General features: G+C 65.9%; 14 protein-coding genes and 3 pseudogenes. 13 read left to right on the top strand and 4 right to left on the bottom strand.

All coding sequences use genetic code 11. From position 1 onward, the window contains the following. The gene (locus tag BV95_RS03035; protein WP_037447225.1) at positions 1 to 1,332 is read right to left on the bottom strand and encodes an MFS transporter; all 1,332 of its coding nucleotides are present in this window, start codon (positions 1,330 to 1,332) and stop codon (positions 1 to 3) included. 129 nt (positions 1,333 to 1,461) lie between these two features. Between BV95_RS03035 and cyoA the strand changes: the two genes are divergently transcribed. From cyoA to BV95_RS03070, 7 genes are all read left to right on the top strand, one after another. Next, the gene (cyoA, locus tag BV95_RS03040; protein WP_037447463.1) at positions 1,462 to 2,628 is read left to right on the top strand and encodes a ubiquinol oxidase subunit II; all 1,167 of its coding nucleotides are present in this window, start codon (positions 1,462 to 1,464) and stop codon (positions 2,626 to 2,628) included. 22 nt (positions 2,629 to 2,650) lie between these two features. After that, positions 2,651 to 4,651: a cytochrome o ubiquinol oxidase subunit I gene (gene cyoB / locus BV95_RS03045; protein WP_037447228.1), complete on the top strand. Its 2,001-nt coding sequence runs from the start codon at positions 2,651 to 2,653 to the stop codon at positions 4,649 to 4,651. Position 4,652: 1 nt separating this feature from the next. Next, positions 4,653 to 5,288, top strand: coding sequence for a cytochrome o ubiquinol oxidase subunit III (gene cyoC / locus BV95_RS03050; protein ID WP_037447231.1), 636 nt, complete (start codon positions 4,653 to 4,655; stop codon positions 5,286 to 5,288). Continuing rightward, positions 5,285 to 5,665 carry a cytochrome o ubiquinol oxidase subunit IV gene (gene cyoD / locus BV95_RS03055; RefSeq protein ID WP_037447234.1) on the top strand — a complete coding sequence of 127 codons (381 nt, stop codon included), beginning with the start codon at positions 5,285 to 5,287 and terminating at the stop codon, positions 5,663 to 5,665. Before cyoC ends, cyoD begins: the two co-directional genes overlap by 4 nt. Positions 5,666 to 5,732: 67 nt before the next feature. Next, positions 5,733 to 6,398 carry an SURF1 family protein gene (locus BV95_RS03060; protein WP_322788196.1) on the top strand — a complete coding sequence of 222 codons (666 nt, stop codon included), beginning with the start codon at positions 5,733 to 5,735 and terminating at the stop codon, positions 6,396 to 6,398. Positions 6,399 to 6,505: 107 nt separating this feature from the next. After that, positions 6,506 to 7,576 carry an alcohol dehydrogenase AdhP gene (adhP, locus tag BV95_RS03065; RefSeq protein ID WP_037447237.1) on the top strand — a complete coding sequence of 357 codons (1,071 nt, stop codon included), beginning with the start codon at positions 6,506 to 6,508 and terminating at the stop codon, positions 7,574 to 7,576. A gap of 16 nt (positions 7,577 to 7,592) precedes the next feature. Next, positions 7,593 to 8,420: a universal stress protein gene (locus BV95_RS03070; RefSeq protein ID WP_037447240.1), complete on the top strand. Its 828-nt coding sequence runs from the start codon at positions 7,593 to 7,595 to the stop codon at positions 8,418 to 8,420. 125 nt (positions 8,421 to 8,545) lie between these two features. Here BV95_RS03070 and BV95_RS03075 read toward each other — a convergent pair. Continuing rightward, positions 8,546 to 8,902, bottom strand: a pseudogene (locus tag BV95_RS03075) (integrase core domain-containing protein); the annotation flags it as partial. A 154-nt stretch (positions 8,903 to 9,056) separates the two neighbouring features. Between BV95_RS03075 and BV95_RS03080 the strand changes: the two are divergent. After that, positions 9,057 to 10,353: pseudogene (locus BV95_RS03080) on the top strand (IS110 family RNA-guided transposase). A gap of 214 nt (positions 10,354 to 10,567) precedes the next feature. Here the strand turns inward: BV95_RS03080 and BV95_RS22935 are convergent. Further along, positions 10,568 to 11,376, bottom strand: a pseudogene (locus tag BV95_RS22935) (IS3 family transposase); the annotation flags it as partial. A 64-nt stretch (positions 11,377 to 11,440) separates the two neighbouring features. On the opposite strand from BV95_RS22935, the gene BV95_RS03095 reads away from it, so the two are divergent. After that, positions 11,441 to 13,228 carry a sensor domain-containing diguanylate cyclase gene (locus tag BV95_RS03095; RefSeq protein WP_037447245.1) on the top strand — a complete coding sequence of 596 codons (1,788 nt, stop codon included), beginning with the start codon at positions 11,441 to 11,443 and terminating at the stop codon, positions 13,226 to 13,228. A 24-nt stretch (positions 13,229 to 13,252) separates the two neighbouring features. Here BV95_RS03095 and BV95_RS03100 read toward each other — a convergent pair whose 3' ends face one another. Beyond that, the gene (locus BV95_RS03100; RefSeq protein ID WP_209308654.1) at positions 13,253 to 13,960 is read right to left on the bottom strand and encodes a recombinase family protein; all 708 of its coding nucleotides are present in this window, start codon (positions 13,958 to 13,960) and stop codon (positions 13,253 to 13,255) included. A 252-nt stretch (positions 13,961 to 14,212) separates the two neighbouring features. On the opposite strand from BV95_RS03100, the gene BV95_RS03105 reads away from it, so the two are divergent. The 4 genes from BV95_RS03105 (at position 14,213) to BV95_RS22625 (ending at position 19,185) form a co-directional block, all read left to right on the top strand. Further along, on the top strand, positions 14,213 to 14,461 hold the full coding sequence (locus tag BV95_RS03105) for an AbrB/MazE/SpoVT family DNA-binding domain-containing protein (protein ID WP_037447248.1): 249 nt from the start codon (positions 14,213 to 14,215) through the stop codon (positions 14,459 to 14,461). Next, positions 14,454 to 14,852 carry a type II toxin-antitoxin system VapC family toxin gene (locus tag BV95_RS03110; protein ID WP_037447250.1) on the top strand — a complete coding sequence of 133 codons (399 nt, stop codon included), beginning with the start codon at positions 14,454 to 14,456 and terminating at the stop codon, positions 14,850 to 14,852. Before BV95_RS03105 ends, BV95_RS03110 begins: the two co-directional genes overlap by 8 nt. 371 nt (positions 14,853 to 15,223) lie before the next feature. After that, positions 15,224 to 17,242: a type I restriction-modification system subunit M gene (locus BV95_RS03115; RefSeq protein ID WP_037447252.1), complete on the top strand. Its 2,019-nt coding sequence runs from the start codon at positions 15,224 to 15,226 to the stop codon at positions 17,240 to 17,242. Next, positions 17,239 to 19,185 carry a restriction endonuclease subunit S gene (locus tag BV95_RS22625; protein ID WP_051749603.1) on the top strand — a complete coding sequence of 649 codons (1,947 nt, stop codon included), beginning with the start codon at positions 17,239 to 17,241 and terminating at the stop codon, positions 19,183 to 19,185. Before BV95_RS03115 ends, BV95_RS22625 begins: the two co-directional genes overlap by 4 nt. Positions 19,186 to 19,197: the final 12 nt, after the last annotated feature.

Genomic DNA, 19,197 nt, shown 5'->3' on the forward strand with positions numbered 1-19,197 from the left:
TCAGGCGGCCTTGCGGCCCCAGTCACGGTTCAGCGCGAGCGCGCCCAGCGTGCAGGCGGCGCCCGACAGCAGGTACGCCCCCACGGCGATCAGCCCGAAGCGGCTGGCGAGGAACAGCGCCGCCAACGGTGCAAAGGCGGCACCGACGAACCAGGCCGCCGTCGCGGTGGTACCTGCACCCGTGTAGCGATGCCGGGGCGAGAAGCTGCCGTTGGTCGCGCCGGACGATTGCCCGAACGACAGCCCGAGCAGGACGAAACCGAGGATCATGTAGGTCCACTCGCCCGCCGGCCCGCGATCAAGGAGCTGCGGTGCGAACCCGCTGTACGCGCCGATCATCGCCGCCGACACGCCCAGCAGCACCCGCCGGCCGATCCGGTCGGCGATGGCCCCTGAAGCCGTGACCGCAAGGAGTCCGACGGCTGCACCCACCATTTCGATGGTCAGGAAGCGGATAGCGCTGCCCCCATTCAGCACCACCCAGGAGAGCGGGAAGACGGTGACGAGGTGAAATAGCGCAAAGCTGGCGAGCGCGGCGAAGGCGCCGAGCACCACGGTGCGCCCCTCCTCCCGGAACATCTGGGTAACGGGCGAGGGCTGCAGCTCTCGGCTTTCGAACAGCTCCTGGAACTCGGGCGTCGAGATGAGCCGAAGCCGGGCGAACAGCGCGACCACGTTGATAACAAAGGCGACGAAGAAGGGATAGCGCCAGCCCCAGTCGAGGAAGTCGCTCATCTTCAACGTGTTGAGCAGGAACGCGAACACGGCCGCGGCCACGAACAGGCCGATCGGTGCGCCGAGCTGCGGGATCATGGCGAACCAGCCGCGGCGGTTGGCCGGTGCGTTCAGCGACAGGAGCGCCGGCAGCCCGTCCCATGTGCCGCCCTGCGCGATCCCCTGCCCGATCCGGAAGAGCGCGAGCAGGGCCGCAGCGATCCAGCCGACCTGCGCATGGCCAGGCAGGAACGCCATGGCCGCGGTCGAGCCGCCCAGCAGGAACATGGCCACCGTCAGCTTGACCCCTCGCCCGTGCCTCCGATCCAGCCACAGGAACGCCATCGCGCCGAACGGGCGCGCGACAAAGGCCAGCGCGAAGATCGCGAAGGAGTAGAGCGTTCCCGTCACCGGGCTCACGTCGGGGAAGATCAGGCTTGGGAACACCAGCACCGACGCGATCGCGTAGACGAAGAAGTCGAAGAACTCGGTCGAGCGGCCGATGATGACGCCGACGGCGATGTCGCCCGGGCGAACGTCGTGCCGTTCGGCATTGATGAGGCTGGCGTCTCGCTCAAGTGCCGTCGAGTTCGCCGGGCCCAGGGTGCTGGCTACCATGCTTCCAAGTCCTTCAATCTGACGTCTTCTCGTAATCTCGGGCGACCGGCGAACCTTTGACTTTTGTCAAAGTCGAGAGGGCGGCGTGCCGGTTAGCGGACGGGCATGCTCAAGACAGGATCCAACCTCATGCGACGCGCTCTGCGCCTGCCACAGCGTCTGGCGATGCTGGCGCTGCCGGCACTGCTCGGCGGCTGCGACATGGTGGTCATGAACCCCACCGGCGACATCGCGGTCCAGCAGCGCGACCTGATCCTGTTCTCTACAGGCGTCATGCTGCTCATCATCGTGCCGGTCATGGTGCTGACCGTGGTGTTCGCGCGCAAGTACCGCCGCGGCAACGCGAACAAGACCTACGATCCGAGCTTCACCCACTCCACCACGCTGGAGCTGGTGATCTGGTCGTGCCCGCTGCTGATCATCATTGCGCTGAGCGCCGTGACCTGGACCAGCACGCACCTGCTCGATCCCTTCCGGCCGCTGGAGCGGATCTCGCCGGGCCGCCCGGTGCCCGCCGGCACCAAGCCGCTCGAGATCCAGGCTGTCGCGCTCGATTGGAAGTGGTTGTTCATCTATCCCGAGCAGGGCATCGCCACGGTGAACGAGCTGGCTCTGCCGGTGGACGTGCCGGTGCGCTTCTCCATCACCTCCAACGATCAGTTCAACACTTTCTACGTGCCGACGCTGGCAGGCATGATTTACGCCATGCCGGGCATGCGCTCCGAGCTGAATGCGGTCCTGAACAAGCCGGGAACGAGCGAGGGCTACTCCGCCAACTATTCCGGCGCAGGTTACTCCAACATGCGCTTCAAGATGCACGGGCAGTCGCCGGCAGACTTCGCACGTTGGGTGGCCGGAGTGAAGGCGCAAGGCGGCTCGCTTCCCACGGAGCGTTTCGTCGCCTTGGCGAAGCCGAGCGAGAAGGTGCCGGTGATGCGCTTCGCCGCCGTGCAGCCGCAGCTGTTCGATCGCATCGTCAACCGCTGCGTCGAGGCAGGCAAGCCGTGCATGATGGACGTGATGACGCGCGACATGGCGCGTGCCGGCGGCAACCCGCACGATCACCGCATGGGCGCCGGCATGCCGCCCGGCCGCGGCGCCGCGCCGATCATGGGTGAAAAGCCCACGCCCGCGCTCCAGAAGGCGCCCGAAGACAAGGGCTCAGGCCCGAATGTCACCAAGCCGGCGAAGCCCGGGAAGGCTCCAGGCCAGCTGAAGCCGGGCGACCAGCGCAACCGCGACCTTTCCGCCCTTCCCTCCTTCCTCCGCGGCGCCGCTGGCGCCGTGCGGGCCTGACCCCCGCGCGATCGGAACCACGATGAGCGACTCCATCCTCAAGACTATTTTCGGCCGGCTGACGTTTGAATCGTTCCCGATTCACGAGCCCATTCTGTTCGGCACCTTCATCGTCGTGTCGCTGCTGGGGCTCGGCATCGTCGGTGTGGTCACGCGCTATCGCCTGTGGGGCTATCTCTGGTCCGAATGGTTCACGAGCGTCGACCACAAGAAGGTCGGCATCATGTACATCATCCTAGGCATCGTCATGCTGCTGCGTGGCTTCGCCGACGCGCTGATGATGCGCGCGCAGCAGGCGATCGCGTTCGGCGCGAACGAGGGATACCTCCCGCCGCACCATTATGATCAGATCTTCACCGCGCACGGAACGATCATGATCTTCTTCGTGGCGATCCCGCTAGTGGTGGGCATCATCAACTACGTCATGCCGCTCCAGATCGGCGCGCGCGACGTGGCCTTCCCGTTCCTCAACAATCTTAGCTTCTGGCTCACGGTCGCGGGCGCGGTGCTGGTGATGATCTCGCTGTTCGTTGGCGAGTTCGCGCGCACCGGCTGGCTGTCCTATGCGCCGCTCGCCGGGCTGCAGTACAGTCCCGATACCGGCGTCGACTACTATCTCTGGGCGCTCCAGATCGCGGGCGTCGGAACGACGCTCAGCGCCATCAACATGGTCGCCACCGTCGTGAAGATGCGCGCGCCGGGCATGACCATGATGAAAATGCCGGTGTTCGTCTGGACCGCGCTCTGCTCCAACGTGCTGGCGATCGCGATCTTCCCGGCGCTCACCGCCGCCTTCTTCCTGCTGATGCTCGATCGCTACATCGGCACCGCGTTCTTCACCAACGACCTTGGCGGCGCGCCGATGATGTATTGGAACATGGTTTGGATCTGGGGCCACCCGGAGGTATACGTTCTGATCCTGCCGGCGTTCGGCATGTATTCCGAGATCACCTCCACCTTCTCGGGCAAGCCGCTCTTCGGCTACTCGTCAATGGTCTATGCCACGGTGGTCATCACCATCCTGTCGTACCTGGTCTGGCTGCACCACTTCTTCACCATGGGCGCGGGCCCCAGCGTCAACAGCTTCTTCGGGATCGCCACCATGGTGATCTCGATCCCGACGGGCGCCAAGGTCTTCAACTGGCTGTTCACCATGTACAAGGGAGACGTCCGCTTCGAGCTGCCGATGATGTGGGTGGTCGCCTTCATGCTGACCTTCGTCGTCGGCGGCATGACCGGCGTGCTGCTGGCGATCCCGCCCGCCGACTTCGTCTTCCACAACTCGCTGTTCCTGGTCGCGCACTTCCACAACACGATCATCGGCGGCGTGGTATTCGGCCTGTTCGCGGCGATGGTGTACTGGTTCCCCAAGGCGTTCGGCTTCAAGCTCGACGAGTTCTGGGGCAAGGTCGCCTTCTGGGGCTGGGTGATCGGTTACTGGGTCGCCTGGACGCCGATCTACATTGTCGGCCTGATGGGCGAGCCGCGCCGGGTCAACCACTTCGACGACCCCAGTATCCAGCCCTACTTCGTGATCGCGGCGATCGGCGCGCTCATCATCCTGGTCGGCATCCTCGGCTTCGTCATGAGCATCCTCGTCGGGTTCCTGAAGCGCGAGCAGCTCCGCGACACGACCGGCGATCCGTGGAACGGCCGGACGTTGGAATGGTCGACCAGCTCGCCTCCGCCGGCCTACAACTTCGCGATCACGCCGGTGGTCCACGCGCTCGACGCCTGGCACGACATGAAGGCACGCGGGTACGAGCGGCCCCGTGACGGCTTCCGGCCGGTCCACATGCCGCGCAACACTGGCACGGGCGTCATCCTCTCCGGCCTCGCTCTGGCGCTCGGCTTCGGCATGGTCTGGTACATGTGGTGGCTCGCCGCGCTCAGCTTCGCCGGCCTGCTGGCGGTCGCCATCGGCCACACCTTCAATCTCAATCGCGATTACTTCATCCCCGCGGACGAGGTGTCCCGCACAGAAAGCCAGCGGCAGCAGCTGCTGCTCGGCGCCGGAGCCTGACATGACGGACCACGCACTCGACCCTCGCGCGGCCAGCCCGACCTGGCACCTTGCCGAGCAGGAGGACCATGATCACGGCGGAGGCGGCGCCACGATCCTGGGCTTCTGGATCTACCTGATGAGCGATGCGCTCATCTTCGCCTCGCTGTTCGCGATGTTCGGCGTGGTGAGCACCAGCTATGCCGGCGGTCCGATCCCGCGCGAGATCTTCGACCTTAAGCTCGTCGCGCTCAACACCGCGCTGCTGCTTGCCTCCTCCATCACCTTCGGCGAAGCCATGCCGCACATGGAGGCCGGCCGGGTCGGGCAGACCCGGGCGTGGCTGGCGATCACGGGGCTGCTCGGCCTCGCCTTCCTCGGCATCGAGCTTTACGAGTTCGGGCAGCTGATCGCCGAAGGCGCGAGCCCGCAGCGCAGCGCCTTCCTATCGGCCTTCTTCACGCTGGTGGGCACGCACGGCGCCCACGTCGCGGTAGGCCTGATCTGGCTCACAGTCATGCTGATCCAGCTCGGGCAGCACGGCCTGTCGCTGCCGATGAAGCGGCGGCTGATCTGCCTGTCGATGTTCTGGCACTTCCTGGACATCATCTGGATCGGCGTTTTCACCTTCGTGTACCTGTATGGAGTGATCCGTTGAGCACCGAACCCTACGATCACGCGCTCCACGCGCACGGCGACACGATGGGTCACGGCAGCCGCCGCGGCCACCGGATCGGCTCGCTGCTGGCGATCATCCTCACGGTCGTGCCCTTCTGGCTTGTCATGTCGCAGCAGGGGCCCGCGCCGGGCTGGACCGCCGCGGTGATCTTCGCGCTCGCGCTGGTGCAGATCGTCGTCCATGTCGTCTGCTTCCTGCACCTGGACACCCGCTCCGAGGGCGGTTGGACGCTGCTGGCGTTCCTGTTCACCGCGGTCATCGTGGTGCTGACGATCGGTGGGTCGGTGTGGGTCATGTTCCACCTTAACACCAACATGATGCCGATGCCCGGCGGCATGACCGGCCCGGTTCGCTGAAGCGAGATTGGTGATGGGGCGGTCGCGTCCGGGTAGGCGCAAGCGCACCGCCCTCACGGTCCTGGCCGTGTTCGGTATCGTCCTCTTCAGCGCGCTCGGCATCTGGCAGGTCGAGCGCCGAAGCTGGAAGCTGGCGCTGATCGAAGCGGTGGACGCGCGCGTGCAGGCATCGCCCGTGTCTGCGCCGCCTCCGGCCGTTTGGCCATCGATCGAACGTGAGCGCCACGCCTATCTGCACGTCGTCGCGCGCGGTCGCTTCCTCCACGACCGCGAGACGCTGGTGCGGGCGGTGACGGACCTGGGCACGGGCTTCTGGGTGCTCACGCCGCTAGGCACCGACACCGGCTTCGTCGTGCTCGTCAACCGGGGCTATGTCCCCCCGGAGCGTGCGGTGCAGGCCACCCGGGCTCGCAACCTCCCGGCGCACGCGACCGTCACGGGTCTGCTCAGGACGTCGGAGCCTGGTGGTGCCTTTCTCCGCCGCAATGATCCCGTGGCAGATCGCTGGTTCTCCCGCGATGTCCAGGCGATCGCGGCTGCGCGCCAGCTCGTTCGCGTGGCGCCATACTTTATCGATGCCGACGCCGATGCCCGGCCGAAGCACGCTTGGCCGCGCGCCGGGCTTACCGTCATCCGCTTCCAGAACAATCACCTCGTCTATGCGCTGACCTGGTTCGGACTTGCCGGCCTGTGCCTCGTCGCCTTGGTGATCGTACGACGGACCCGCGCCTGAGATCGGCGACCAAGGGGCGGGTCAGCCGGTTCGCCGCCTCCGTAACATCCCCAATGCCGCGCCATCTCTGTTTGGGCGAGATACTTCGCGCACAACGGAGATCGACGATGGACAAGACGATGAGGGCCGCGGTCGTGCGCGGATTCGGCGAGCCGCTGGTGATTGAGGAAGTGGCCGTCCCCCGCCCCGGCCCCGGGCAGATTCTGGTGCAGGTCGCGGCCTGCGGAGTCTGTCACACCGATCTCCACGCTGCCGATGGCGATTGGCCGGTCAAGCCGGCGCCGCCGTTCATCCCGGGTCACGAGGGTGTCGGAACCGTCGTCGGCACCGGGTCCGGCGTCATCCACGTCAAGGAGGGCGATCGCGTCGGCGTGCCCTGGCTGTACTCCGCATGCGGCCACTGCCCGCATTGCCTGGGCGGCTGGGAAACGCTGTGCGAGAGCCAGCAGAACACCGGCTACTCGGTCAACGGCAGCTTCGCCGACTACGTGGTCGCCGATGCCGGCTATGTCGGGCACCTCCCCGATCGGGTGAGCTTCGCCGAGATTGCGCCGGTGCTATGCGCCGGCGTCACGGTCTACAAGGGACTGAAGGTCACCGACACCAAGCCGGGGGACTGGATGGTCGTGTCCGGCATCGGCGGCCTGGGCCATATGGCGGTCCAATATGCGGTCGCGATGGGCCTGCACGTGATCGCGGTCGATGTGGACGATGCCAAGCTGCGGCTGGCCGAACGGCTCGGGGCCGCGCTGACCGTGAACGCGGCTACCAGCGACCCGGTCGCCTTCGTCAAGCGGGCGATCGGCGGCGCGCATGGCGTGCTCGTAACCGCGGTCTCTACCACCGCCTTCGCACAGGGGCTTGGGATGGTGCGTCGGGGCGGGACCATGTCGCTGACCGGCCTGCCACCGGGCGACTTCCCGCTGTCGATCTTCGACACGGTGCTGAACGGCATCACCGTGCGCGGCTCCATCGTGGGAACCCGCCTCGACCTGCAGGAAGCGCTCGACTTCGCTGCACTCGGCAAGGTCCGCGCGACGGTCGAAACAGCGCCGTTGGAGCGCATCAACGACGTTTTCGATCGCATGCGGACAGGGTCGATCGAAGGACGCGTGGTGCTGGACATCAATGCCCAGGCGGCACCGCTGCAAGAGACCGACCTGGCGACCGCCGCCTGACCTGGGGAGAAAGCCGATGATCAAGGACATCTTGGCCATCGTCGATGACGGCGATCACGCACAAACCTTCCTGAAGACGGTTGCCGAGCTCGCGGCGGCTCGTGAAGCGACGCTGGAGGTCGCCGCGCTCACGCCCGCTCCGACAGCCTCGCCAGGGACCGCGCCGTTCGGAACGCTATACGTTCCTGAGTGGGTGTTGATGGGCGACGATCAGGCCAATGTCGAACGGGTGCGCGCTCATCTCGCCGCCGCCGGGTCATCGGCCGAGATCTTCGGCCTGCATGACGACATCGGCTGGCTTGCCGGCAATCTCAAACGAAGGCGGCAGGTGGCCGACCTGATCGCGATCGGCGCGCGCGAGACCTGGGCGAACCCGTGGCTGCGCAGACGCGTCGCAGAGACGCTCATCCGGGCCAGCGGAACCCCGCTGCTGATCCTGCCTGAAGAGCAGACGCTCAAACCTGTCCGTCGCGCAGTGCTCGGGTGGAAGGCCGGACCTGAGGCAACCCGTGCCATGCACACGCTGGTGCAGTTGGCTGACCCGGGCGCGCTGATCGATGTCGTGACGGTCGGCACGTCCCTGCACGCTTGCGAGGGCGAGCAGGAGGCGCACGCCGAAGTCAAACGACACCTGCTCCGGCACGGTTTCGACGCTCAGGGGCACTGGGTCGTCAACGACGACAAGAGCGAGGCGGAGACGCTGACTCTCTATGCGCAAGAAATCGGTGCCGATCTGATCGCGATCGGCGGGTTCGCTCATTCCCGCATCCGCGAGATCCTGCTCGGTGGGGTCACCGGCGACCTGCTCGAGCGCACCGAGACGCCGCTCGTGGTTGTTGGTTAGAGACACTTCCTCGCGTCGACAATGAGGCACAAACTGGCGCGACGACGTCTTCGCCCGAGGCGCGATTAACATTCGTTAAGCACTTTATCCTAACACTCTCGCATGCCTGACGTGACCCCCGGCTTTCATCCAGCCGGGACCAGAGACCGGCGATTGTTGTGGTGCACGGGCGCACCCGAAGCAACGGCCTGGACGCGTCCAGGCCGTTGCTTCTCGATCTCGGCGGCGAAGGCCGCTGGGGTGGCGTAGCCGAGCGACGAGTGCGGCCGCTCGGTGTTGTAGTCGTCGGCCCATGCCCGGACCACGGCGCGGGCATGGGCGAGGCTGAGGAACAGGGTCTCGTTGAGCAACTCGTCGCGCATGCGGCCGTTGAAGCTCTCGACATAGCCGTTCTGCATGGGGCGGCCCGGCGCGATGTAGTGCCACTCGACCTTTGCCTCGCCCGACCAGACCAGCACCGCGTTCGAGGTCAGCTCGGTGCCGTAGCACATTGGGAAGCGCTGGTTCGGGGGCCGCTATGGCCCTGATGAAGGCAAGGCCGCGAAGCGGCCGCAGGCTTCATCAGGGCAAGCCATGGTCGGTCAGCAGGTATCTAAAGTGAGGTTGTCGAGACAACACTTTGGAGGCCGACCGACCATGACCAAGCTCACCTCTACGCCTGCCGGCGCCGTGCTGGTAGCCATCGATATGTCCAAGAACCGGCAGGAGGTCCTTATCGAGCGACCGGAAGGCGGCCGGCGCCGGCGGATGACCGTCATGGCGACCAAGGAGGACTATGACGGCTTCGTCGAGCAGCTCGCTGCCATCGGTCGTCCCATCATCGTCGGGTTCGAGGCGACGGGTAATTACCATCGCACGCTGGCGCACCGGCTGCTGACGGCGGGGTTTGAGCTGCGCCTCATCTCGTCGGTCGCGCTCGCCCGAACACGCGAGGCGTTGCACAATGGCTGGGACAAGAACGACCCCAAGGACGCGCAGGTCATCCTCCACATGCTGCGGATCGGTGCGACGCAGCGCTATGTGGACCCGCTCGCCGCGGGCATCAATGACCTGCAGGAACTCTCGAAGACCCACGAGACGATCTCCAGGATGAAGACGCAGACCTGGCACCGGATCCTGACCCACTATCTGCCGCTGTACTTCCCCGAGATCGCCCGCTTCGCAGGTAACAGCCGGTCCGACTGGTTTCTCGCGCTCATCGAGCGGTTTCCGACGCCGGCCACCATCACGGCACTGGACCGCGAGGCGTTCTCGGCCGCGGCGTGGCCGCTCATCGGCCGCAAGGTCTCCAAGGCACGCCTCATCAACGACATCTACGAGACGGCGTTCGCCTCGACGGCACTGCCGGTGCCGGAGGACTCCGCCGCCGTCACCATGTTCCGCATGGTCATTGCACAGGGCCGCAGCCTCATCCACCAGCGCGACGAGATCGAGCGGCTGGCTCATGCGCGGCTCGCCGATGACGTCGACTACCAGCTGCTGCGCAACATTCCGGGCATCGGTCCGATCAATGCGCTGACCATCCTGGCCGAGGCCGGTGATCTGCGCCGCTTCAACCATCATCGCCAGTTCCTGAAGTTTTGCGGCCTCGATCTCGCGACCTGCCAGTCGGGCACGTTCCGCGGCCGCACCAGGCTGTCCAAATACGGCAACGCGCGCCTGCGCCGCACCTTCTGGATGGCTGCCCAGGTCGCCGCGCGTCAGCGCGACAACAGCTTCCGCGACAAGCTCGGACGATACATTGCCGGGCACGCGGACGATGCCGACCGTCGCCGCAAGGCGATGACGGCGCTCACCGCCAAGATGGCGCGCGTGGCTCACGCCGTCATCAAGACGGGAACAGAGTACCGGCCGTTCCTCGAACGGTCGGATGCCAGGTGGAAGGACCCCTCTCTGCAAGTGCCGTGAGGGCGCTCCTCGAGCGACCCTGTAGATAATGTTCGGGCCTTCCACCTGGGTGCGTATCTCGTTTTAAGGATGGTGAGGACCACGGTCGCCCCGGCGCCGCTGGATCCTGCGTTTGCTATGGCAGGGAGCGATCCCGTTGACGGTGGGAGCCATCTGGCTCAGATTGCATGCCGCGCCGATGGTTGTCGGCGCATCGATATCTGCTGGCCAAAACCCGCCGCTGCTTCCCGACATAGGACGTTATCGCTGACGATCATGCCTGGCCGACCACGCTCGGCGACCAGGTCGACCAGTTCGCGCACGACCCGCTTGCCGGAGATCGAGGTGTCCACCACCGCACGCAGGCATTCGCGCGTGACGTCGTCGACGATGTTGAGCACGCGGAACCGCCGGCCGGTGGCAAGCTGGTCATGCACGAAGTCCAGGCTCCAGCGCTGGTTGGGGAGCGCCAGCACCGGCCCAGGCGCCCGCGCGCCCACGGCGCGCCTTCGTCCCTTCCTGCGCCTGACCGTCAGCCCCTCCTCACGGTAGAGCCGCTGTGTCTTCTTGCGGTTGATGGTCACGCCATCGCGCCGCAGCAGGATGTGCAACCGCCGGTAGCCGAACCGGCGCCGCTGGCCGGCCAGATCGCGCAGCCGCGCCCGCAGGCCCTCGTCGCCCTCGCGACACGAGCGGTAGCGCATGCTCGTCCGGTCGGCCCCGATCACGGCGCAGGCGCGCCGCTCGCTCATCCCGAACCCAGCCTGCAACCGCGCGACCGCCTCCCGCTTGGCGGCCACGCTCACCACTTTTTTGCCAGCAGGTCTTTCAACCCCGCATTGTCCAGCATGGCGTCGGCCAGCAGCCGCTTGAGCCTGCCGTTCTCGTCCTCCAGCGCTCGTAGCCGCTTCGCCTCGGACACCTCCAGGCCGCCATACTTGGCCTTCCAGGCGTAGTAGGTCGCGCTCGACATGCCGTGCTTGCGGCACAGCTCCGTCACCACCGCGCCCGCCTCGGCCTCCTTCAGAATGCCGATGATCTGCTCGTCCGAAAACTGCTTCCGCTTCATTCCGTCCATCCCTTCGATGGGCCGGTTTCTAGTTCCACCTGGAGGAAAAAACGGGGGTCACGTCATGCCGAACGTGACCCTCTTGCAAATACTGAGGAAGGAGCTTGCGCAAGCGTCACTTCTCGCCATCGCCTATTTCATCGCAGCCTATGTAGCTGTCACCTACACGCGCGTGGGAGGCGGCGTTGCCCTTCTATGGTTCGCCACGCCGTTGCTGGCGGTCGATCTCCGTTATCGTCCGGAGCGCTCCTGGACGCTGAGGCTGGTGGGCTGTGCAATCGCAAGCGCCCTCGCGACCACCATCCACGGACTTGGCTTGCAGGTGGCCCTTCCATTCGCCCTGCTCGGCGTTGCGGAAGGGGCTGCGATCGCCTGGCTCATGCGGCGGGTCGAGCCGACGCCTCGTCACCTCACGTCCCTGCGCGAACTCGGCCTTTTGCTCCTGGTCGCTGGGCTCGCGGTCCCGGCCGCGACCGCGCTACCGGCAGGTCTTCTTGCGCATGGGGCCGCAGACCTTCCTGTTTGGCGCAACGCGTTCAACTGGTTCGTCGCCCATTCGCTGGGCACACTGACGGTCATGCCGATCGTCAAGCTGGTAATCGGCGGGGACGTCACGGCGTGGAGCAAGGCAGTGCGCCGGAGAGAGCTTTATGAGCTCGCGGCCCTAACCACGCTGCACGTCACGGTTGCGGTGCTCGTCTTCGCTCAGACGCAGCTGCCGCTCCTGTTCGTGCCGCTGCTTCCGTTGATGCTGATGGTCTTCCGGTTCGGCCGATTAGGCGCCGCCTTGGCGCTACTATTGCTGACGATCATCGGCTCGGTATGCACTGCTCGCGGGCTGGGACCTGTTGCGATGCCGGAGCTGAGTGCGGGCGGCAGAATCCAGCTTATCGAACTCTACCTTGCCGTCGCGACGCTGATGGCGCTTCCCGCGGCGACGGAGCTGAAGCGGCGGAAGATCCTTTTTTCGGAGGTGCAGGAGCAAGCCGCCCTTCACAAAATCATTACCGACCGCAGTGGCGACATCATCATGGCGGTCACTGCAGACGGCCGGATCAGCTTCGTATCTCCATCGCTGATGAAGATCGCCGGCTTTGCGCCCGAAGCAGTAGTCGGCAAACTTGCGCGTGAGATCGTCTCTCCTGAGGACGTGGAGCAGATCGTCGACGCGCACCGGCGCGCTATGCTTTCGCCGGACCAGACCATCATTTTCGAGTTCCGGGCGATGAAGGCGTCGGGAGAGATGGCATGGTTCGAAAGCCATGCCTGCGCCATTTCGGACGAGCATGGCCAGGCGAGCGGAACCGTGAACGTGGTGCGGGAGGTCTCGCGCCGCAAGGCGGTCGAGCTCGACCTCGCCCGCGCCGCTGCGACAGACGCGCTAACCGGTCTTCCAAATCGCCGTGGCCTAGAGATCGCTAGGGAGCGGCTCGCGCAGGCAGGCAAACCTGGGCAGCAGTTCCTCGCCCTCTTCGACATAGATCGCTTCAAGGCGGTGAACGACACGTTCGGTCACGCCTCGGGCGATGATGTACTTCGAACCTTCGCCTCTGTGCTCACAGCGAATACCCGCGGCACGGATGCAGTCGCACGCCTTGGTGGGGAAGAGTTCGCTGTGCTCTACTTAGATGTGAGGCTGGCCGAGGCACGCGCCGCGTGCGAACGTATTAGACTGCAGTTCGCCGCCGAGCGGCTCGCCCTGCCGGATGGCAGGCAGGTGGCCGCGACCGTAAGTGTCGGTCTCGCTCCGATCCCGGACGACGGTGATTTGGAAGGCGCGCTCATTGCAGCGGATCAGGCACTGTACCGTTCCAAGAATGCCGGAAGGAACATGCTTTCGTTAGCGGCTTGAATCGCGTGGCATCCAACGCCGACCTCACCCAGATTCAAAGCGCACCGATAAATCACCTCCGCCAGTTTCCGCAGACCGAGGCTCGGCATGAGCTTTTCCTGAGCCCGTCCGTGCCCGATGCAGCGCCGTAACGCGCTTCACCTGCGCTATGCTGCATCCCGCCAGCTCGGCCGTGCGCGCGATGCTCATCCCTGTCTCCCGCAGCCCAACAATGCGCCTGTGCAAGGCGATATCCGGCTTACGGCCGTTGTACCGCCCTGCTCGCTTGGCGAGCTCGATGCCCTCTCGCTGGCGCTCGCGCCGGGTCTCATAGTCGTCTCGTGCGGTCTGAAGCGCGACGCGCAGCAGCATGTCCTGCACCGCTTCGAGCACGATGCGCGCGACACCGGCGCTGTCAGCGACAAGCTCGGACAGATCGACGATGCCTGGCACGGCTAGCCGCGCGCCCTTCGCCCGGATCGTCGCCACCAGCAGTTCGGCTTCGGGTAATGGCAGACGGCTGATCCGGTCGATCTTCTCCGCAACCACCACCTCGCCCGGCTGCAGGTCAGCAACCATGCGTAAGAGCTCTGGCCGATCAGGCCGCGCGCCCGACGCCTTCTCGCGGTAAACCGCCGCGACGTAATAGCCTGCTGCGCGCGCACCGGTGACAATTGCTTCCTGCCGGGTCAGGTCCTGCTCGTCGGTGCTTACGCGCAGGTACACGCGCGCAGCGCGGATCGGGTTCGTCATGCTGGCTCCGTTCGGTACACCCGTAAGCGCCACCTCTGCCGACACCGGCTCCGATAAGCAAGGACCGAGTCTGTCGCGCCTAGCTAAGCAAGCCGGCTCTGCGTAGCCACTCACGGCCGAGATGAACGAGTCCGGTGCAGATGTGATCGCCGCTATATTCTACGGGCAAGGGTGATCGTCTGGTTGTGGCAGCTACGCGGGTTATCTGGTACGTAGACGGCTAAACGGGTCAGACGAGCGAGGTTGGTGCAGATGGAAGCACAGCGAGTCAAAATCGTAGATGGTGGCAAGCTGGTCATCCCGGCATCAATGCGGCGACAACTCGGAATTGGCACAGGCGATACCGTTCTAGTTGACGTCGACAACGGGGAGCTTCGGGTACGGTCGGTGACGCGGGCCATCGAGCGTGCCCGCGCCATCCTGCGCAAGCACATACCTGAAGGGTCAGGCTTGGCTGACGAACTGATCGCCGATCGGCGCCGCGAGGCCGAGCGTGAGTAGCAAGGTCGTCCTCGACGCGTCAGCGCTGCTCTGCCTGCTCAATGACGAGCCGGGCGCCGGCAGGGTAGTAGAAGTATTGACGCGTTCCGTGATGGGCACGACCAACCTCGCCGAGGTTGTGTCCAAACTGCGCGAGCGCGGCCTATCACTGGAGGAGGTGCGCGAGGCCCTGGGCGGCCTGCACCTAGACGTTCGTCCGTTGTCGCCTTCTCAGGCGATGATCATCGGCGACCTGCGGCCGGCGACGAAGCCGCTAGGCCTATCGGTTGGTGACCGGGCCTGTCTGGCGCTTGCCTTGGACCTAGATGCTGAGCTGTTTACGACTGACGCGGACCTCGCGAGCGCTGACGCAGGCGTCAGCATCACCGACGTACGTCGATCATCAGAGTGACCCACTTGCAGACGTCCGCGTGGCCTTCACATTCTCAACTACCAATACCCGTTTACCTTGGTGAAATGGCCGAATTCCAGCAAACCGTGCCGCCGCAGCTACGGTGACCTCCATCGCGCCAAAGCGACAATGTCGCGACGAAGGTCGGTTCGCCCGCTTGTTCGGTAGAGCGTCAAAGCTCGCTGTGCCGAAGTTGACCGCCGCGCTGCCGCGCCCACACGTAGCGCATACCGCCTGCACCCGACGGTCGTACAACCGACATGTCCACCAGCCTGTCGGACCAGCACGCTTGCCCGCAACCCGCCAGCCATGCTACTTGGCGCACCCGCACGAACGGACCTATAACGCCGTCAAAAAGAGGGCGTTACAGGATGCTAAGCACGAAGGTCAGGTCGCTAGCGAACTTCGCGTGGAGCGTCGCCGATTTGCTGCGCGGCGACTTCAAGCAGTTTGAATATGGCAAGATCATCCTGCCGTTCCTAGTGCTCCGCCGCCTCGACTGCATCCTGGAGTCCACCAAGGACGCGGTGCTCGCGACCGCCGGCGGGCTGCCCGACGGCATCGACGAGGCCACCAAGGACATGATTCTGTTCGAGGTGGCGGACGGGCCCAAGGTCTACAATACCTCCAGCCTGACGCTCGGGCGCATCAGGGGCCAGAACCCCGCCCAACTCCACGCCAACCTGCTCGATTACATCACCGGCTTCTCCGGCGGCGTGCGCGACATCTTTCTGGACAAGTTCCTCTTCACCGACACGCTCAAGCGCCTGAACGACGCGGGCATCCTCTGGCACGTGTTCGAGCGCTTTGCCCAGATCGACCTGCACAGCGACGAGGTCTCCAATCTGGAGATGGGCTACCTCTTCGAGGACCTGATCCGCCGCTTCTCGGAGATGTCCAACGAGACCGCGGGCGAGCACTTCACTCCGCGCGAGGTGGTCCGCCTAATCGTCGAGATGCTGATCGCCAACGACCGCCAGGCGTTCAGGCCCGGCATTATACGCACCGTCTACGATCCGGCGTGCGGCACGGGCGGGATGCTGTCGATCACCGAGGAGGAGATCAAAAAGCACAGCCCAGGCGTCCGCGTCGAGCTCTACGGCCAGGAGCTCAACCCCGAGTCCTACGCCATCTGCCGGTCGGATATGCTGGTAACGGGTCACGACCCCGAGCAGATCGCGTTCGGCAACACGCTTTCGGCCGACGCCCACAGGGGCCGGCGCTTCCACTACATGGTGTCGAACCCGCCATACGGGGTCGACTGGAAGAAGTACGCCGACGTCATCCGCGTGGAGGCCGAGAGCGGGGGCGACGGCAATCGCTTCGCCGCGGGCCTGCCGCGCATCTCCGACGGCCAGCTGCTCTTCCTCCAGCACATGGTCTCCAAGATGCGGGACGACGAGGAGGGCTCGCAGATCGGCATCGTCACGAACGGCTCGCCGCTGTTCACGGGCGGCGCCGGATCGGGCGAGAGCGAGATCCGCCGCTGGCTGCTCGCCGACGCCGACATGGTAGAGGCGATCGTCGCGCTGCCGACCGACATCTTCTACAACACCGGCATCCAGACCTACGTGTGGCTGCTCACCAACCGCAAGGAGGAGCGCCGTCGGGGCAAGGTCCAGCTGATCGACGCGTCGTCGCAGCGGTTCTGGTCGCCGATGCGCAAGAGCCTGGGATCCAAGCGGCGCGAGATTCCCGAGGAGGCCCGCCGCGACATTGTCACGATCTACGCGGACATGCTGAACGGCGGCAGCGAGCACTCCGACCACGCTAAGATCGTGCCCGTCGAGCAGCTTGGCTACCGCGAGGTGCGCGTGGAACGCCCCCTCCGGCTCGCCTTCCAGGCGACGCCGGTGCGCATCGCGGTCCTGATGGCGTCGAAGGCCATGCAGAAGCTGGAGGACGGCGCGCGGGCGGAGCTCGCCTCCTGCCTTCGCGAGCACCTCTCCACCGACCGCTTCCTCTCCCGGGACGAGGCCGACCGCGCGCTGAGCTCGGCGCTCGCGAGAGCCGGGCTGCGCATCGCGGTGCCGATCCGCAAGCTGATTCTGTCGTCGATCGCGGAACGCGACGACGCGGCCGAGATCGCGCGCGACGCAAAAGGCCGGCCGCAGCCCGACCCGGACCTTCGCGACCACGAGCTGGTTCCGCTGCTGGAGGACTGGCGGTCGTTCTTCGAGCGGGAGGTGGCCCCCCACGTTCCCGACGCCTGGGTCGACACCGACCATCGCGATCCGGCCGACAAGGAGGTCGGACGGGTCGGTTACGAGATCAACTTCAAAAGGTTCTTCGACCGCTACGCGCCGCCGCGCGAAGTCGCGCTCATCGACAAGGAACTCGCGACCAAGGAGCTGGAGATAGCCGACCTGCTCAGGGCATTGGCGGAATGACCGCCGCCCACAATCGGGTTCGCCTGAAGCACCTGGCGCAGGTCCGGTCGAGCAACGTGGACAAGGTAATCGACGACGATCAGACGCCGGTCCGCCTCTGCAACTACGTCGACGTCTACTACCGCGACAGGATCGACGAGACGATCGACTTCGCCGCCGGGTCCGCCACTTCTAAGGAGATCGAGAGGTTCGGCCTGCGCGCGGGCGACATCGTGATCACCAAGGACAGCGAAACTCCGTCCGACATAGCCGTTCCGGCGATCGTGGACGCCTCCGCGGAAGGCGTGGTGTGCGCTTATCACCTGGCGATTCTCCGTCCCGACCGTGCCATCGTCGATCCGCGGTTCCTGTTCTGGGCTTTGCGCTCGGCCCCCGTGCGGCAGGCGTTCGGCGTCCGTGCGCAGGGCGTGACCCGCTTCGGCCTGACGATCGGTGGCATCGGGTCTGTCGAGATCCCTTGTCCCCCGCTGAAGCGGCAGCAGGAGCTGGCGCGTCAACTCGACCGGCGGCTCGCTCTGACCGAGCGCCTGATAGACGCCAAGCGCGCGCAGGCGCAGCTGCTGCTCGAGAGGGAGGAGAGCACCTTCGCCGACGTGGTCTCCGGCCGCGATCGACCGGGCGAGAAGGCGCATTCCGGCGTGGAGTGGATCGGCGAGATGCCCGCCCACTGGACCGCGCCCAAGATGGTGCACGTCGCCCGGCAGGAGACCGGGCACACGCCCAGCCGCAAGGTGGACGAATATTGGTTGCCGGAGGCGTGCGTAATCCCCTGGTTCTCGCTTGCCGATGTCTGGCAGATCAGACAGGCGGGCAATATCGAGGTGACCGAGACGGCCGAGCGCATCAGCGAACTTGGCATGGCGAACTCGGCCGCGCGCCTGCTGCCCGCCGGCACTGTCATCCTCTCCCGAACCGCGTCGGTCGGCTTCCCGGCGATCCTCGGCGTGCCGATGGCGGTGACGCAGGACTTCGTTGGCTGGATCTGCGGCCCGCGCGTGCTGCCGCGCTACCTCTACTACGTCCTGAGGTCGATGAAGCCGGTGTTCCGCAGCCTGATGATCGGCTCGACCCACCAAACCATCTACATGCCCGACATCCGCTCCTTCAGGATGCCGCTGCCGCCGATCGACGAGCAGGCGGAGATCGCCGACAGGCTCGATCGGATCACCGGCGCTTTCAGGGGCGCGGCGGCGGAGATCCAGCGTTCGATCACCCTGCTGGCGGAGCGCCGGGACGCGGTGATCACCGCCGCGGTCACGGGGGACCGAGGCGACGCCGTCACGGTTGCGCACGAGACCGCCGTAACCAGCGCGGTGCCGGCGACCGCGCCCCGCGCCAGCGTGCGCACTATGGTCGCCGCTGAGATCATCTACCGGCACCGCACGGTGCTGCGGTTCGGCCGGGTCAAGCTGCAGAAGCTGCTCTACCTCTCCGAGGTCCACGTCGGCATTCACGAGGTCGCGGGGTCCTACCGGCGCGAGGCGGCGGGTCCGTTCGACGGCACCATGCTCGACCGCGTGGAGGCCGGGCTGCGGGAGAGCGCGCTCTACGACGGCTCGGGCGGGGACGGCGCAGCGGTGTCCTACCGACCGCTCGCGCTCGCCGGGCGCCATGACACGGACAGCATCGGTGCGGATCGCCTCGCCGCCCTGCGAGGGCTCGTCGACTTGGTGCGCGATCTCGATACCCGTGCCGCGGAAATGATCGCCACGCTCTACGCCGTCTGGAACGACGACCTGATCGACGGGCGGCAGGTCAGCGACGACGCGGTGATCGAGGGCGTGCTCGACGACTGGCACGCCGAGAAGCGCGCTAAGTTCACGGCGGCCGACCTGCACCACTGGCTGGCGTGGATGAAGCGCGTCGGGCTGACGCCGCGAGGAACTGGCCCGCGGACGATCCCGACGATGGAGGCCGACCTCTTCGCCGAGCGAAGAGAGTGAGCGGAGAGGAGA

It is taken from the genome of Sphingobium chlorophenolicum, from assembly GCF_000722875.1.
Taxonomy (GTDB): Bacteria; Pseudomonadota; Alphaproteobacteria; order Sphingomonadales; family Sphingomonadaceae; genus Sphingobium; species Sphingobium chlorophenolicum.